Origin of the sequence: Arthrobacter sp. NPDC058192 (assembly GCF_042883665.1) — a bacterium.
Classification (GTDB): Bacteria; Actinomycetota; Actinomycetes; order Actinomycetales; family Micrococcaceae; genus Arthrobacter.
On record NZ_JBHVVJ010000001.1, the window covers coordinates 297,078 to 312,686 of the forward strand.

General features: G+C 66.9%; 17 protein-coding genes and 1 riboswitch. Of the genes, 12 read left to right on the forward strand and 5 right to left on the reverse strand.

What is annotated here, in order from left to right; translation table 11 throughout:
• The 7 genes from ACFVVK_RS01425 (at position 1) to ACFVVK_RS01455 (ending at position 7,530) form a co-directional block, all read left to right on the forward strand.
• On the forward strand, positions 1–999 hold the full coding sequence (locus tag ACFVVK_RS01425) for a glycosyltransferase family 2 protein (RefSeq protein ID WP_390262374.1): 999 nt from the start codon (positions 1–3) through the stop codon (positions 997–999).
• Between the two features lie 96 nt (positions 1,000–1,095).
• Complete coding sequence (locus ACFVVK_RS01430) at positions 1,096–2,196, forward strand: hypothetical protein (RefSeq protein ID WP_390262377.1); 1,101 nt, start codon at positions 1,096–1,098, stop codon at positions 2,194–2,196.
• 11 nt (positions 2,197–2,207) lie between these two features.
• The gene (locus ACFVVK_RS01435) at positions 2,208–4,301 is read left to right on the forward strand and encodes a glycosyltransferase (RefSeq protein ID WP_390262380.1); all 2,094 of its coding nucleotides are present in this window, start codon (positions 2,208–2,210) and stop codon (positions 4,299–4,301) included.
• 11 nt (positions 4,302–4,312) lie between these two features.
• Entirely contained in the window at positions 4,313–6,178 is a 1,866-nt protein-coding gene (locus tag ACFVVK_RS01440; protein WP_390262383.1) for a hypothetical protein, read from the forward strand.
• On the forward strand, positions 6,168–6,545 hold the full coding sequence (locus ACFVVK_RS01445; protein WP_390262386.1) for a hypothetical protein: 378 nt from the start codon (positions 6,168–6,170) through the stop codon (positions 6,543–6,545). Before ACFVVK_RS01440 ends, ACFVVK_RS01445 begins: the two co-directional genes overlap by 11 nt.
• On the forward strand, positions 6,542–6,721 hold the full coding sequence (locus ACFVVK_RS01450) for a hypothetical protein (protein WP_390262389.1): 180 nt from the start codon (positions 6,542–6,544) through the stop codon (positions 6,719–6,721). The genes ACFVVK_RS01445 and ACFVVK_RS01450 overlap by 4 nt, the downstream gene beginning before the upstream one ends.
• Positions 6,722–6,795: 74 nt before the next feature.
• Positions 6,796–7,530: a hypothetical protein gene (locus ACFVVK_RS01455; protein WP_390262392.1), complete on the forward strand. Its 735-nt coding sequence runs from the start codon at positions 6,796–6,798 to the stop codon at positions 7,528–7,530.
• Between the two features lie 93 nt (positions 7,531–7,623).
• Here the strand turns inward: ACFVVK_RS01455 and ACFVVK_RS01460 are convergent, their stop codons facing one another.
• Entirely contained in the window at positions 7,624–8,226 is a 603-nt protein-coding gene (locus ACFVVK_RS01460; RefSeq protein WP_390262394.1) for a phosphoribosylanthranilate isomerase, read from the reverse strand.
• A 122-nt stretch (positions 8,227–8,348) separates the two neighbouring features.
• Between ACFVVK_RS01460 and ACFVVK_RS01465 the strand changes: the two genes are divergently transcribed.
• Entirely contained in the window at positions 8,349–9,035 is a 687-nt protein-coding gene (locus tag ACFVVK_RS01465) for a HutD family protein (protein ID WP_390262396.1), read from the forward strand.
• Here ACFVVK_RS01465 and ACFVVK_RS01470 read toward each other — a convergent pair.
• From ACFVVK_RS01470 to ACFVVK_RS01485, 4 genes are read right to left on the reverse strand one after another with little or no spacing between them, the layout of a single operon-like run.
• Positions 9,032–9,859 (reverse strand): ABC transporter permease, encoded by an 828-nt coding sequence (locus ACFVVK_RS01470; protein ID WP_390262399.1) that lies wholly within the window; start codon positions 9,857–9,859, stop codon positions 9,032–9,034. The genes ACFVVK_RS01465 and ACFVVK_RS01470 overlap by 4 nt on opposite strands.
• A gap of 13 nt (positions 9,860–9,872) precedes the next feature.
• On the reverse strand, positions 9,873–10,757 hold the full coding sequence (locus tag ACFVVK_RS01475; RefSeq protein WP_390262401.1) for an ABC transporter permease: 885 nt from the start codon (positions 10,755–10,757) through the stop codon (positions 9,873–9,875).
• A complete protein-coding gene (locus tag ACFVVK_RS01480) occupies positions 10,757–11,944 on the reverse strand; it encodes an ABC transporter substrate-binding protein (protein WP_390262404.1) in 1,188 nt (395 codons plus the stop codon). Before ACFVVK_RS01480 ends, ACFVVK_RS01475 begins: the two co-directional genes overlap by 1 nt.
• 39 nt (positions 11,945–11,983) lie before the next feature.
• Entirely contained in the window at positions 11,984–13,057 is a 1,074-nt protein-coding gene (locus ACFVVK_RS01485; RefSeq protein WP_390262407.1) for an ABC transporter ATP-binding protein, read from the reverse strand.
• A 185-nt stretch (positions 13,058–13,242) separates the two neighbouring features.
• Between ACFVVK_RS01485 and ACFVVK_RS01490 the strand changes: the two genes are divergently transcribed.
• The 4 genes from ACFVVK_RS01490 (at position 13,243) to ACFVVK_RS01505 (ending at position 15,606) form a co-directional block, all read left to right on the forward strand.
• Positions 13,243–13,983 carry a FadR/GntR family transcriptional regulator gene (locus ACFVVK_RS01490; RefSeq protein ID WP_390262410.1) on the forward strand — a complete coding sequence of 247 codons (741 nt, stop codon included), beginning with the start codon at positions 13,243–13,245 and terminating at the stop codon, positions 13,981–13,983.
• A 51-nt stretch (positions 13,984–14,034) separates the two neighbouring features.
• Positions 14,035–14,772, forward strand: coding sequence for a cache domain-containing protein (locus tag ACFVVK_RS01495; protein WP_390262413.1), 738 nt, complete (start codon positions 14,035–14,037; stop codon positions 14,770–14,772).
• 36 nt (positions 14,773–14,808) lie between these two features.
• A riboswitch (guanidine-III (ykkC-III) riboswitch) is annotated at positions 14,809–14,875 on the forward strand.
• Positions 14,876–14,884: 9 nt separating this feature from the next.
• Entirely contained in the window at positions 14,885–15,208 is a 324-nt protein-coding gene (locus ACFVVK_RS01500; RefSeq protein WP_390262416.1) for a DMT family transporter, read from the forward strand.
• Positions 15,209–15,210: 2 nt separating this feature from the next.
• Complete coding sequence (locus ACFVVK_RS01505; protein ID WP_390262779.1) at positions 15,211–15,606, forward strand: DMT family transporter; 396 nt, start codon at positions 15,211–15,213, stop codon at positions 15,604–15,606.
• Positions 15,607–15,609: the final 3 nt, after the last annotated feature.

Below are 15,609 nucleotides of genomic sequence, written 5' to 3' on the forward strand. Positions count from 1 at the left end.
ATGTCAGAGCACTCCAGCCTGCCGGCGGTGTCGGTGGTCATTTGCTCCTACTCGGAGGACCGGTGGGACATGCTGATGGGCGCCTTGGATTCGGTCCGTACCCAGACCGTTCCGCCCAAGCAGACGATCGTCGTCGTCGACTACAACGTGGACCTGTACAAGCGGCTGATCTTCACCGTGCCGGACGCGGTAATCGTTGAGAACGCCGGCCCCAAGGGCCTCTCCGGCGCCCGGAACACCGGAACCGCCGTCGCCAAGGCCGAGATTGTGGCGTTTCTGGACGACGACGCCGAGGCCGCGCCCGACTGGCTCGAGCGGCTCGCGGTCCTGTACGACGATCCCGACGTTCTGGCGGTGGGCGGCCTTGTGGAACCGCTGTGGGAAGCGGGGAGGCCCGGTTATTTCGCCAAAGAGCTCGACTGGATTGTGGGCTGCACGTACCGGGGGATGCCCAAGGTCGCCACTGAGGTCCGCAACGTCATTGGCGCGAACATGTCCTTCCGTGCCGATGTGCTGGACCGTGTCGGCGGTTTCAACACCTCGCTCGGACGCCAGGATGCGGTCCCGCTCGGCTGCGAGGAGACCGAACTGTGCATCCGCGCCGTCATCGGAGCGCCCGGATCCCGGGTGGTCTACGAGCCGGCGGCCCTGGTGCAACACAACGTTTCGGCTGAGCGGGGCACGTTGCGCTACATGCTTGCCCGCTCGTGGGCCGAAGGAATTTCCAAGGCGCAGGTCAGCCGGGTGGTCGGGCACAAGCGGGCGCTGGGCCCCGAACGGCGCTACGTCCGGCAGGTCCTGCCCCGGGCGGTGTTTGCCGGAATCCGCGGCTGGGTTGGCGGTCAGGACCGGGCCGGACTCGGCCGGGCCGCAACCATCATCGCTGTGCTCGCGGCCACCGCGACTGGCTATGTCCGCGGCCGCCGCTTGCCTGCCGCGCCCGTGCCGCAGAAACCGGACCCGGCCTCGGCGGAAGAGCCCTGGAGGGAGGTCCAGTGAGCCGGGCCCGCGCCGCAGCCACCGCGCGCCGCCCGACACAGCTTCTGCACCCGGAACCACCTGACCGCGGATACCCAAACCCAGAAAGCTTGGATGATGAGCCAGTCTGAACGCGACGTGAAACAGCCGATTAGTGCATCTGCCGGAGCCTCCTTCGACGTACACGGGATCGTGGGGATCGAGGTGGAGGCCGGCACGCCCGGCGAGCCGCAGCTGCGGGATATGCTCGCCCCGTTCCTGGGGCGTTCCCGCGCGCCACGGAGGATAACCATCAGCGGCAGGATATCGCTGATTTCCAGCCAGTCGCATGCGGAAGATGCCTACCGTTTCACGGGGGACTCGCTCTACATCCCGACGGACCGCGTCCAGATTATCGAGACGCCGGACGGGTACCGGATCGAAGGCCCCGGTGAGCTCCTGACCTCGGTGATCCCGATGCTGGACCGCTTGTGCGTCCAGGAGGACACGGCGATGATCCATGCCGCGGTGGTGGACTTCCGCGGCTCCGGCGTTCTCCTGCCGGCCTGGGGCGGCGTCGGGAAAACGAGCACGGTGGCCAAGCTCGTCGCCATGGGCGACGTGCGGTTCATGGCCGACGACTGGGCCTTCATGGGCGCCGGCGGGATGCTCATGGGCTACGCCAAACCGATGTTCATCAAGCCCCACCACCGCGCCATCTACCCGGACATGTTCCACGGCGCCCGCAAACCGCTGGCCCCCGGGTGGCTGACAACTCCCGTGGCGCATCTGGCCACGGCCGTCCATCCGGTCATTGTCCGCTATCCGAGGACGGCCGCCTTCACCCGGCGCTGGTCCCCCGAGCACCGCATGGTGCAGCCGGAACACGTCTTCGGGGCGCAGCGGATCTCGTCCGCGGCGCCGACCCAGCTGGCCATTTTCCTCGAGCGCTTTGACGGCGCGGACGCGCGCCTGGAAGCACGCAGCGCGGAGTGGATGACGTCCCGGATCGTCGGCAATTTCCATTCGGAACTGCCCATGGTCTCGCGGCGGCTTGTCGAGGCCCTCGGCGCCACCAGCCTTGTTCCCTTGGAAGACCACTTCGGCCAAAAATCAGCGGTGGTGCGCCGGGCCCTGGAGGACGTTCCCTGCTGGCTGCTGCGGCTGCCCGCCGCCTGGTCCGCGGACCAGGCCTCTGACTTCATCGCAAACCTGGTCCGCTCAAAACTGGATGAGTGAGGCGAGCCCAAGTGAACGATCTGAACGTGTCGGTTGTCGTTCCTGCACGCAATGCCGCGGCCTGGCTGGGCGAATGCCTCGAGTCCATCCGCGATCAGCACCCGCACGAAATGATCGTTGTCGACGGCTGTTCGACGGATGACAGCGCTGCCATCGCCCGCGAATGCGGAGCGACCGTCGTCTCCGACGAGGGCCGCGGCCTGCCGGCGGCACGGATGCTCGGCGCCCGAAATGCCTCCGGTGAGGTCGTCGCCCTGATCGACGCCGACGTCGTCCTTCCGCCGGAAAGCCTCCGGGGACTGCTGGCCGAATTCGAGTCCGGCGGCTATGACGGCCTGCAGTTCGGGCTGGCCAGTGAAGCCGACGGCCCCGGGTACTGGGGTGCTGCATTGGCCTGGCACCACAACCACAGCCGGGTACGCCACTGGTTCGGCGTCAGCGCCACACTCATGCGCCGCGACGTGCTCCTCGCTGTCGGCTTCGACGACGACTTCCGCTCCGGAGAAGATGTGGAGTTGAGAATCCGTCTGGAGCAGGCGGGGTACCGGCTCGGAGTCTCCGACTCGGTGGTCGTCAGGCACCGGTTCAAGGACACGTTTGACTACGCCCGCGACCAGTGGCTCCAGGACGGGGCCGGATCGGCCAGAACCGTCCGCAAGCATCCGGGCCGCGCCGGCTGGATGGCCGCGCTGCCCCTGCTGGCCACCGTGCGGGGGATGGGCATGTCCCTACTCCGGGCACCCCGCTTCCTGCCGTATTGGGTGGGCTTTTTCCTTTACAACTACCGGGCGATGTTCGGCGAACTCTTGCGGCCTGCCCACAAGCCCATATCGGTCGGCGGTAACGCAGCCTGGCTGGCCGCGGCCAGGATCGCGCCCATGGTGACAGGTTTCCTGTTCTGGGCGCTCGCTGCCCTCGTGCTCCCGCCGGAGCAAATAGGTCTCGGTTCGGCGGTGGTTGCTGCCGCGCTCCTGACCGTGCAGCTGGGGATGCTCGGCGTCGGGCCCGCCACGCTGACGCTTCTTCCCGCCGAAGCCGACGGCGGCCGCCGACTGATGGCCACTAGCCTGCTTACCGTGGCCACGTTCTCCCTGCTCGGCGCGGGCCTGCTGGTCCTCATCACGGGCTTGCTCGGCACAGGGGTGGGCGAGGCCTGGAACGACCCCCTGGTCACCGTCCTGTTCCTTGCCACGGCGCTCTTGGCCGCCAGTGCCTACCAACTCGATCATGTGGGCGTGGCGCAGGAACGCGCCGACCGCACTTTGGCCAGGAGCGTGGCGCAAAGCCTCGTGCAGCTCGCATTCCTGGCCGCGGCATTTGCGGTCGGAAGCCGGGACCTGGCGGTGATTGTGGCCGCCGTCGCGGCCGGGGCGCTGGCCAGCGTCCTCGTGGGCCTGCGCCAGCTTAGTCGGGCCCAGGTATCCCCCGACTGGCGCCACGGCCTCCGTCTCCGGCCGGCCCTGGGCCTCCTAAAGCCTGGGCTTCCCAACCATGCCCTCATGCTCGCCGACCGCGCGCCCGGCTACCTGCTGCCGCTCATCGTTGCCGCCGCCCTCGGCCCCTCCTCCACTGCCGCCTGGTACGTGGTGTGGATGATGGCGTCAGCAGTGTTCTTCGTGCCGCAGTCCGCCGGGTTTACCCTGCAAACAGCCCTCGCGGAAACCCGGGCGCGGCCGGGCCTGGTCTCGTCCGCGCTCCGGGCCAGCCTCTTGTTGACTCTTGGCGCCGGGCTGATCCTGATGTTTGCAGGGCCCGCGCTCCTGGGCTTCCTCGGATCGCAGTATGCGTCCGCGTGGGTCCTTCTTCCCGTACTCGTCCCGGCGCTGCTCCTGAGCTGCGTGACGCAGGTTTACTACGGATTGTGCCGGGCCCGAGGGCGGCTTTTCGAATCCACGGTAGTCGCCATCCTGGCAGCCATCCTGGTCGTGGCGCCCGCCGCCGCCGTGGCCCAGCAATACGGCCTCACCGGCGTCTCCGTGCTCTGGGCCGTTGCCCAGGCCACGGCCGCGTCGATCGCCGCTCGGCGTCTGGTCATCCTGACCCGAATGAAACCCGCCCCCACCGAAGGCGAGATTCCTTCAGCGGCGCGCCACCAGCCGACCTGAATCGAGAAATCATGACACACGAAACGGCAACAAGCCTCCCCGAACACACCGCGCGGGTACCGGACGGCCGCGCCAAGCCGCCCACCCACCGCAACCTCGGCCTGACACCCTGGTGGCACGTTGCTGCCCTCGCGGCCGCGGCCGCGATCGCCCTCGTCCTCGGCGTCTGGAGCATGACGCAAGTAGACCCCCTCCGGATCGGCGGGGCCGGACTTATTGGCGTCCTTCCGCCGGCCTATTTCGTTGCCCTCGCGCTCAGCCTGGCGGGATTCGTAGCCTCGTTGGGCCTCCGCCGTCTCGTTCCCGCCCTCCTGACCTGGCAGCTTCTGGTAACGATGGTTGTCCTCAATGGTGCTGATCCCGTCATCCACGGCCTCCCCCGGCTTGAAGCGAGCTTCCGTCACCTGGGCATTGCCGACAACATCGCCCAGACAGGCCAGTTGGATCCGACCGTGGACGCGTACTTCAACTGGCCCGGGTTCTTCGACCTGCTGGGAATGCTCTCCGGAGCGACCGGGGCCAGGGACCTCATGGGCATCGCGACGTGGGCGCCGGTGGGAATCAACATTCTCATGCTGGCACCGCTGCTGGCCCTGGCACGGAGACTGACGGCAAATCCGCGCCACGCCTGGGCTGCTGTCTGGATGTTCTATCTGGCCAGCTGGATCGGACAGGACTATCTGGCGCCACAGGCCTATTCATTCGTCCTCCTGCTGACCCTGGTTGCCTGCCTGCTGAGCGTCTTTGGCGGATGGGCGTGGCCCACGGAGCGCAGCCGGATCTCCCGGTGGCTTGCCAGGATCGTCAGCAGGCTCGACGGGGCTGTTCCCCGCCAAGGCGTCTTGGAGCCGCCCCGCGCGGATGCAGCAGTGCTGGTTGTGGTCTGCGGGCTGATCCTGGTGACCATGACAGCGTCACACCAGCTGAGCCCCTTCGCCTTGATCCCAATCCTGGCGGCGATGCTGCTGACCGGCCGTCTCCGGCTGCGCTTCCTGCCGGTACTGGCCGTAGTCCTGCCCGTGGGGTGGCTGCTCTTCGCTGCGTCGACCTTCCTGCAGGGGCACTTCGGACAGCTGCTGGGCTCGCTCGGTGACATCGGAGCCAACAGTTTTGGTGCCCTGAACACCAGGGTCTCGGGCAGCGATGACCATATGTTCGTCGTCTATACCCGCATCGCCGAAGTTGCGCTGGTCTGGATGCTCGCCGCCGTCGGCGCCTGGGCGGGCTACCGGCGGAAGACCCCATGGCTCGCGGCCGCGGCCGGTGCACTGGCTCCGCTGCTACTGATTCCCCTCCAGTCGTACGGCGGGGAACTGCTTCTGCGCCTGTACCTGTTCAGCCTGCCGTTTGCCGTTTGCCTGGTGGTGCTGCCCCTGACGTCAGACAAGACCGCCGGGCTGAGCTTGCGGCGGTCCCTTGGCCTGCTGCTGATGGGTGCGGTGCTAGCCACGGGGACGGTCGTCTCCCGCTACGGAAATGACGGCATGGAGAGCTTCAACGACGACGAGATCACCGTCGTCAACCATCTCTATTCGACTGCGCCTGCCGGCGCCATCCTCATCGAGGCTGTTCACAACACACCGTGGAGATTCCAGCACTACGCGGATTATGACTATCGGACGCTCGTCGCTGCCGAGCCCCTTCCCGGCGCCGCGCCGCTCAGCTGCGACACGGCCAACCAGATCGCCCACAGGGCGGGCGCGTACCTCATCATCACCGAAAGCCAGCTGGAGGCGGCCGAACTTCGTGGCTCGACTCCCGCGAACGACCTACAACGATTCACCGCCGCATGCGCCACCAGCCCGGGCTGGACGAAGGTATTTGAAAACGCCGGCGGCGTGATTTTCCACATCGAAGGAGTCAGCAATGGCAACTGAACGCAGCTATGTAAGCTATGCGACGGCGGCCGTCGCCCTAGCCGCTATACCGCTCTCGTTCGCCGGGCCCGAAGGCCTGCGCCTGGCGGTAGTGGGCCTGTTGATGCTGGCCGGTCCTGGAACAGCACTGGTCCGGCTCCTCCACTTCAGCCGCCCGCACTCGGCGCAGGCCACTGGCGCGCTCCCCCTCAGCATCGCCATTGCAGTTGCCTTCAGCCTCGCGATGTCCACCCTCGTAGCGACGGCGATGATCTACGCACGGCTCTGGTCGCCTCCGGTCAGCGTCTGCATCCTGTCGGTCATCACACTCGCGTTCCTGGCCCTTGACCTCAAGAAGCCAAAGCATGTCCTGGTGCGTGCGAAATGATCGTCTTCCTGGTTGGCCTGGCCACCGTATCAGCGCTCGTGAGCTGCGATGTGTTGCGCACTTTGCAGCCGGACAAGACTCTCCCCCGGGCCTTGGTGGCCATCACTGCAGCCCTGCTGGCAGTAGTCGGCATCTCGGCGGTCGTACAGCTGGTACAGCTGGCGCACCTGGTGTGATGGACGCCAGCACGCTCCGTGCCGCGGCACGAGCCCTCTTGAACAAGTCGAACCATGCACGGAAAGTTTCTTCAATGAAAAGACTCAAAGCACTCAGCACGGTGGGGACGCTCGGACTGCTCGTAGCCGGTTCCCTTGTCTTCGGATCCGCCCCGGCAGCTACCGCCGCGGTCCTAGACTGCGGTACCCGCCCATCGAACTCCTTTCCAGGCACCGCCGTAGTCGCCACTGGTTTCGAAAAGGGCGGTTTCTGCGAACTCACCCCGCAGGTCTCCGGAACGGGAACGGCAACAATGTCCAGTTCACGGGCCAGCACCGGGACTCATTCAGCCAAGCTGCATGTGACCACGGATTCCGGTTCGCTGGCAAACCTTTCCTCCCCGGCGTTCGCCTCGGGAACCAAGACCTCGTACGCAGACGGCTGGTTCAACATCACCGTGGCCGGTGTTTCCGGCAATGACGTGCCGTATTTCCGGTTCTTCTCCGGTTCCACCCGCGTCGCCGACATCTACCGCTACAACAGCAACGGACAGCTGTGGCTCCGGGTGACCTCGCCGAGCGGCGCCTTCGTCTACACGAAGCTGATCTCCTCAAGCATCACGTTGAGTGCCTGGCACCACGTGTCCATGCGCGTGACAGCCAACGGCAGTTCATCAACAATCCAGGTGTGGTTCGACGGCGTGCAGAAATACAGCAGCACAAGCGTCAACATGCTCGGCAGCAGTCTGAGCAAAGTTCAGCTCGGCGCCGAGCACAACCGGCAAAAGGGCGACGAATACATCGACAACGTCATCATCAAACGCTCATAAGGGCGAAGGGCGGCAGGGGAAGTCTCCCCTGCCGCCCTTATTGCCATTTTGGTTCTGCGACCCCTGGCCTTCGTCCGTGCGCCGCGCCTGGACTCATTCCGCTGACTTGGCGGCGAGGACGAAGTCCGTGATTTTGGCGAGGTCCTTGACGCCGCGCGCCGACTCGACGCCGGAGGAGACGTCCACGCCCCACGCCCGGGCCTCCGCAGCGGCCCGTGCCACATTGGCGGGCTCCAGGCCGCCGGCAAGGAGCCACTTCCTGCCGGCGAGCGCCTTGGCCCGGACGGAGCCGTAGTCCCAGGCTTCACCGGAGCCGGGGACGGCGGCGTCGATCAAGAGCAGTTCCTCACCCCAGTGGTCGAAGGCCTCCGGGTCGGCGCCCATGGTGACGGCCCGGATCAGCTTCATTCCGGCGTCGTGCACCGCCCGGACGTCAGCCGGTGAGCGGTCCCCGTGGAGCTGAATCCAGGTCAGGCCCGCCTCCCGGGCACGCTTGACGGCGTCGGCGGCCGGTTCGTGCCGGAACACTCCCACCGCGGCCAGCCCCGGCGGGACGTGGGAGAGCAGCCCCCTGACCTGGTCCGGCATGACCTCCCGCGCGCTGCGGGTCAGGACGAAGCCGACCGCGTCCGCGCCGGCCTCGGCGGCGGAACGGATCGACTCCGGGGTGCTGAGACCGCAGACTTTGACAAACATTCGGGCTCCTTCGGGACGCTTCCTCCCTCTGACGTTAGCAAGGCCGGGCCGCCGCCGCCGACTTTGCGTCAGCGCCCGGATGGCGGCCCGAACGGCGGCCGGCAGGCCGATAGGCTGAGGGCATGGAGATCATCCGCTATGCCGAGCTCAAAGCACAACCCTGGCGCAACGGCGGCGGGGCGACCCGTGAACTGGCACGCCATCCCCGCACCCCGTCCGCGCAGAACGGCACGGACGACACTGAGTGGGACTGGCGGGTCAGCATAGCCGAGGTGACCAAGGCAGGGGCGTTCTCGGCCTTCGCCGGGATGGACCGCGTGCTGACCGTGATCGACGGCGACTTGTTGCTTCTGAGCGTGGACGGCTCCGAGCACCCGCTCGAGAAGTACCGCCCGTTCCGGTTCTCCGGTGACGCGGACTCGGCCGGAGCATTGCCCACCGGCGACATCCGGGACTTGAACGTCATCACCCGCAACGGCTTGTTTAAGGGCTACACCTCCATTGTCGAGCTGTCCAAGAAGCGCGCCCACCCGGTGTTTGCAGGCCAGTTCGGCATCCTGCTGCAGGGCCAGGCGACAGTCAGCCCCGGCACTGAAGGGGGTCCGGCCGCCGACGGCGGAGTGGCCGCCGAGCCGGCCGCCGACGGCGGAGTGGCCGCCGAGCCGGGCGCCGACGGCGGAGCGCCGGGACCGGTCGAACTGAACCGTTATGACGCCGTCGTCGGCGCTGACCGGGCGACGCCGGAAATCCTCGGCCGCGGCTTCCTGGCGGTCGTCTCCATCGACCCGGCGGAGCCGGGCACCCTCTAGCGCCGGTCCGCCTTCACGCGGGCCTGGCTGACGCGGACCGAGTCCCCCGAGAGCCGCTGCGCGAGCCAAATGGGCACGATCGAGACCACGATCAGCACGACGGCCACGACGTTGACCACGGGTGCCTGGTTCGGGCGGAACAGGTTCTGCAGGATCCAGATCGGCAGCGTGGTCTCCCCGGCCCCGATGGTGAACGTGGTGACGATGATCTCGTCGAAGCTCAGCGCGAAGGCCAGCAGGCCGCCGGCCAGCAGGGCGGAGCGCAACTGCGGGAAGGTCACGAGGTTGAAGGTGGTGAAGACGCCGGCGCCAAGGTCGGCGGAGGCTTCCTCAAGGCCGCCGCTCATTCGCCGGAGCCGCGCGATGGCATTGTTGAACACGGTCACCATGCAGAACGTCGCGTGGGCGATCACCACCGTCCACAGGCTCAGCGGGACGCCCATGATGGTGGTGAACATGTTGTTCAGCGCAATCCCCGTGACCACCCCGGGCAGCGCGATCGGCAGGATCACCAGCAGGTTGATGGCGTCGCGGCCGAAAAAGTCGTAGCGCTGCAGTGACAGCGCCAGCAGCGTCCCCAGCAGCAGCGAGATGGTGGTCGACACCACCGCCACCCAGAGGGAGGAGATGATGGCCTCCCGGACACCGGGAGAATCAAAGGCCTTCCCCCACCACTCCAGCGTGAAACCCTTCGGCGGCCAGCCGAAAGTCCGGTCCGCGTTGAACGAGTTCACTACCACCAGCAGCAGCGGCGTGTAGATGAACAACAGCACCAGCGCGGTAATGGCGCCCAGGACCGCCTTGGCGCCTCGGGAAAGTCTCATGACGCTCCTCGCACTAGAGGTTATTCAGGGCGCCGGTGCGGCGGACGATGAAGAGGTAGAACATGATGATCGCGATCGGCACCAGCGATACCGCTGCGGCAAAGGGCAGGTTGTTCGCGGCACCGACGTTCGCGTAGACCACAGTGCCCAGCATCTGGGTGGTCCCGCCGACGATCTGGGCGGTGATGTAGTCGCCCAGGGACAGGGAGAACGTGAAGATGGTGCCGGCGATGATGGAGGGGACCAGCAGCGGAAGCATGACAAGACGCATGGTGGTCAGCGGCTTCGCGCCCAGGTCCCCGGAGGCTTCCAGCAGGGAATCGGGAACCCGGTCAAAGCCCGCGTAGATCGGCAGGATCATGTACGGCAGCCAGATGTAGGACAGGGTCAGGATGACGGCTGTCTCGCCGTAGCCCGGCGAGGACAAACCGATCGGAGCTCCCAGCCACTCCAGCAGTCCGCCCTCGGCCAGGACATTCCGCCAGGCGTAGGCCTTCACCAGGTAGCTGGCCCACAGCGGCATCAGCACGGCCACGACAAGCAGTTTCTCCCACCGGGCATCGGCCACCTTCGCGATGAAGAACGCGATGGGCAGGGCAAGGATCATGTCGATCACGGTGACCGCGACAGCAATCCACACGGTCCGCAGGGTGATCCGCTGATACACCGGATCGGTCAGGACCGTGACGATGTTCTCGGTGGTCCAGACCGTGGACACCTGGCCGGTAAAGGTGTCCACCGTCCAGAAAGCGGTGACCAGCAGTGCCGCCAGCGCGGCGATATAGACCAGCACCAGCCAGCCCGCCGGCGCGGTGAGCAGCGCAGCAAGCCTCAGCCGGGGTGAGCGGTGAAGCAGGGCCGAGAAGGTGTTGGCTTTCGCGCGGGGTACAGCCGTCATCAGCCCTTGATTTCCGTCCAGGCCTTGGTCCATTCCGAATAGTCGGTGCACTTGACGTCCTTGCGGCCATCGAGGCACTCGGCCACCGGGGTGGTCCAGTACCAGATCTTTTCGGCGTAGGCCGTATCACCGGAGTGGTACGTCTCGCAGTGTTTGGGATCCTTGGTCAGCTCGCAGGATTTGGCGTTGGCCGGGGATTCACCAAAGTACTCCGCCACCTGGGCGTTTGCCTTGGGGCTGGCGATGTAGTCGAGCCACTTGTAGGCGCAGTTCGGATTCTTGGTCTTGGACCCGATCATCCAGGTATCCGACCAGCCGGTGGCACCCTCTTCGGGGAGAAGTGTTGCAACCTTGGCGCCCTCGCCCGTCGCGATGTTGGCCCCCACCTGCCAGGTGGTGCCAACCACGGTGCTCCCGGACGTAAAGGCCTGGACCTCCTTGACCACGTCGCTCCAGTACTCGCCGATATGCGTGCGCTGCTGCTTGAGCAGGTCAACGGCGGCGGCCAGCTGGTCCTTATCGAGGGCATAAGGGTTCTTGATGCCCAGCTCCGGCTTATGGGCCATGAGGTACATGGCGGCATCGGCGATGTAGATGGGCGAATCGTAGGCCGTGACCTTGCCGGTGTGCTTGGCGGCGTCGTCAAACACCGCGCTCCAGGAGGCGGGCGCCGGGGTGACCTTGTCCGTGGAGTACATCAGCAGGTTGGCGCCCCAGCCGTGGGGCATCCCGTAGTTAACGCCGTTGACGGTGTTCCAGGCTTTGTCCTTCAGGAACGGATAGATGTCCGGATAGTTCTTCAGCAGGCTCATATTGACCGGCTGCACATCATGGCCGGCGATCAGGCGCAGCGACGCGTCCCCGGAGGCGGAAATGACGTCGTACTGGCCGGTGCGCATGAGGGTCACGGCTTCGTCCGAGGTGCCGAACGGTTTGAAGCTGACCTTGCACCCGGTCTCCTTTTCGAACGGATGCACCCAGTCGACCGCCGGGTCGTTGCTACCGTCCTCGACATACCCCGGCCAGCCAAGGATGGAGAGCTGGCCTTCACCTGCGCCGATCTCGGTCTTGGTCGCCTGCGCCGACGGTGACGAACCCGGTCCGCCGCTGGTTCCACAGCCGGACAGCGCCAGCGCCGCCGCGGCGACCGCCCCGGCCACGCGGAACGCCTTTGTTCTTGGTGCCATAATCCTTGCCTTTCGGTGTGGGGTGAAAAGATGCGGGAGTCAGGAGCCGTGGTCCGGAAGCCACACGACGGCGTCGTCGTCCCAGCTGACGGTGACGGCCCGGTCCACCAGTTCGGCGTCGCTGCCGGGAAGCTTTTCCGGCACGAGGGCGACGACGGCGGGCCCGCCGTCGAGCTGCACGCGCACCTGGGTGGCGTGCCCGACATACACGAACGACGCCACTGTTCCCGGCCAGGAGCTGGTGCCCGAACGGTGCTCCGGGTCGCCGGTCCAGGCAACGCGCAGCCGCTCGGGACGGATGCAAAGGGGTTCCGCCCGGCCGTAGACTGCAGCGGCCTGGCCGGCGTCGAAAATGTTGGAGGTACCGACGAAATTAGCCACGAAGGTGCCGCCGGGGCGCTCGTAGATTTCGTGCGCGGTGCCGATCTGTTCGATGCTGCCGTTGTTGAAGACGCCGATCCTGTCGCTCATGGTCAGTGCCTCCTCCTGGTCGTGGGTGACGAAGATGAAGGTGATGCCCAGCGAGCGCTGCAGTTCCTTGAGTTCGACCTGCATCTGCTGGCGGAGCTTCAGGTCCAGGGCACCGAGCGGCTCGTCGAGCAGCAGGACCTTCGGCTCCACGACCAGCGCCCGGGCCAAGGCAACCCGCTGCCGCTGGCCGCCGGAGAGCTGGGCGGGCTTGCGTCCGACAAACTTCCCCAGCTGCACGCGATCCAAGGCCTCCCGGGCCCGTTCCCGGCGTTGGTTCCCGGGCATGCCCCGCACCCTCAGCCCGTAGGCGACGTTGTCCACGAGGGACATGTGTGGGAACAAGGCGTAGTCCTGGAAGACGGTGTTGACGTCCCGCTGGAAGGGCGCCATCGCCGTGACATCCCTGCCCTCGAGCTCGATGCTGCCGGACGTCGGCAGCTCAAAGCCGGCGATCAGCCGCAGGACCGTGGTCTTGCCGGATCCGGACGGGCCGAGCATGGAGAAGAACTCCCCATGGCGGATATCCAGGTCCACGGCGTTAACCGCGACAGTGTCCCCGAAAACCTTCGTGAGCTTGCGCAGGCGGATCGCCGGAACCTCTTCCGTTCCGGTCGAGGTGCCGGCGGCCAGTGTTTCGGTCATGCGCTGCCCCTTACTCCGTTGCCGTGTGGTGCACCAAAAAAGCCGCGCAGCAGAATGTGAGCCGCGCCACATCGGGCTGCTGGCCAAAATGCTATTACTTCATAGGTTTTGTGTATAGACCCTCCGGCAAAGTCCGGTTTAGGATGACATCAGCCCGGATACCGCCGGAGGGATGGGAGGCCCTGATGTTGCTATCGCCTGAGGGCGCCTCCCGGAGCCTGGCGGCCGTGTTCACCCCGATCAAATCCCGTGGCCTCGTGGACGAGGTGTGCGGCCGGATCGAGCAGGCAGTGGAGACCGGGTTGCTGACCAGCGGGCAGCGGCTGCCCAACGAGACCGAGCTCGCCGCGGCGCTCGGAGTGTCCGCGGTGACGGCACGGGAGGCGCTGTCCCAGCTGCGTGCCTCGGGAATCATCCGGACAGCCCGCGGCCGCAGCGGCGGAAGCTTCATTGCCGATAACGTGCTGCCCTCCAGGGAACGGGCCCTGGCGCAGTTGCACGAATTGAGCCGGCTGCAGATCCGGGACCTGGCGCTGCACTATGAAGCGATTGCCGCTGCCTGCGCGGGAGTTGCCGCCCGGCGGTCCGACGCCGCTGACATTGCCACGCTGCGCTCGTTCATCCCCGCCGCGGACGACGACTCCCTGAGCTGGCGCTTGGCACTGTCCGAGTTCCTGCTCGAAGTCGCAGCCATTGCCCGCTCCGCCCGGCTCGCCCGGGAACTGATCCGGCTGCAGGCCGATCTGGGCACCCTCACCCTGCTGCCCTGTGCCGACTCGGACTACCGCGCATGCACCACCCTGATCCTGGCGGACGTGGCGGCCGCCATTGAGGCGCACGAGCCCCGGGCCGCTGAAACGGGGGTCAAAGCCCTCATCTCCGCCACCACTGACTGGCTCCTGGCCGAGCAGGCCAAACGCTACTGACCGGCACCACTGACCGCACCGTCCCCGTACCTTCGAGCTAAGGCCGCAATCATGTCCGAAACCACCTCCGCCGCCGGCCCCCTGGCAGCGCCGGTCGACCCCGATCCTGCCGGGCGCGCGGCCGCAGACCTCCACGCCACCATCGCCGGAATCGAGCACCGGCTGGCAATGTGGGCCGCTGAGACCGGGGCCGCCCTGGGCGCCCTGTCCGGCAAGGTCACGGGAACAGCCGTGGACAAGCTCATCCGGCCGGTGGTTGCGGAACTGGTGCAGCTGCCCGGCGGCTACGCGGCTGGCGCAGGCTTCATCGCAAACAGCGGCCTGCTCGGACCCGAGCGCAGCTACATCGCCTGGTGGCAGGGGGCGGACCTGGAGCCCGTGGACGCCCTGGCCAACTTCAGCCCCAACTCCATCAGCCGCTACGTGAAGGCCGAGTGGTTCCGGATCCCCGTGGAGACAGGACAGGCGCACGTCACCGGGCCCTATGTGGACTTCCTCTGCACCGACGAGTACGTCCTGACCTTCACCCACCCGGTTTTCACACGCCCGGACGGCCCAGTGGTGGGAATCGTGGGCATCGACGTCACGGTTCAGCGGATCGAACGCGGGGCCATGGCTGCCCTGCGGCGGATCGGCGCCCGCGCAACCCTGGTCAACGCCGACGGCCGGGCCGTCGTGTCGGCCGCGTCCGACGTCGACGCCGGCGACCTTACCGCGCCGAACGAGCCGTGCCGGCACTACGCCGTGGGACGCACCTTCACCGTCTGGAGCGACACCTCAGGGCTCTAAGGCAGGCTCCAACCCGCAGCTCGCTAGAATTTGGTTCCAAGGCCCCTTTCCCGGAGCCTCCGGACGACGGTTCAGTACCCGGCACGCGACAAGACTGGCCACAGGAGCTGTCATGGCGTGGCTAATACTCATCCTTTCCGGAGCGCTGGAGGCGGTCTGGGCCGCCGCCCTGCACCGCGCTGCGCAGGCTAGGGGCCGGCGTCGGCTGCTTCCCGGCCTGGTCTTCCTCGTCTCAGTCCTGGCCAGCACCGGGGGCCTCGCCGTCGCCATGCAGTCCATCCCGGCCGGCACCGCCTACGCCGTCTGGGTTGGCGTGGGCGTTGTACTGACCTCCGCGTACTCGATCATCACCCGGGTGGAACGCCCGACGGCGGCCAGGGTGCTGCTGCTTGCCGGGATCGCTGCCAGTGTGGTCGGCCTGAAGCTGGCGGCGTGAGGATGGCAACGAACCACCGGCGGGAAGCCCGTCCAACCGCGGCCCTCGCTTGGCTGATCCTGCTCGCTTCCGCCGTGCTGGAGGCGGTCTGGGCCACAGCCCTGGGCCTGTCCGACGGGCTCACCCAACCATCGGCCACGCTCGTATTCGCGGTGGCGGCCACGCTCAGCATGGTGGGCCTTGGCCTGGCCGTGAAGCGCATCCCGCTCGGCACCGCCTACGCCGTCTGGGTGGGAATCGGTGCAGCACTGACGGTCGGCTGGGCGATAGCAACCGGCGTCGAACCCGCCAGCCCGCTCAAGCTGCTGTTCATCGCCGGGATTGTCGGCTGCGCGGCGGGCCTGAAGCTGCTGCCGGCCGGGAAGTCCGAGGCGTCCCCGGCACTCCCTCCCAGTTAGTCC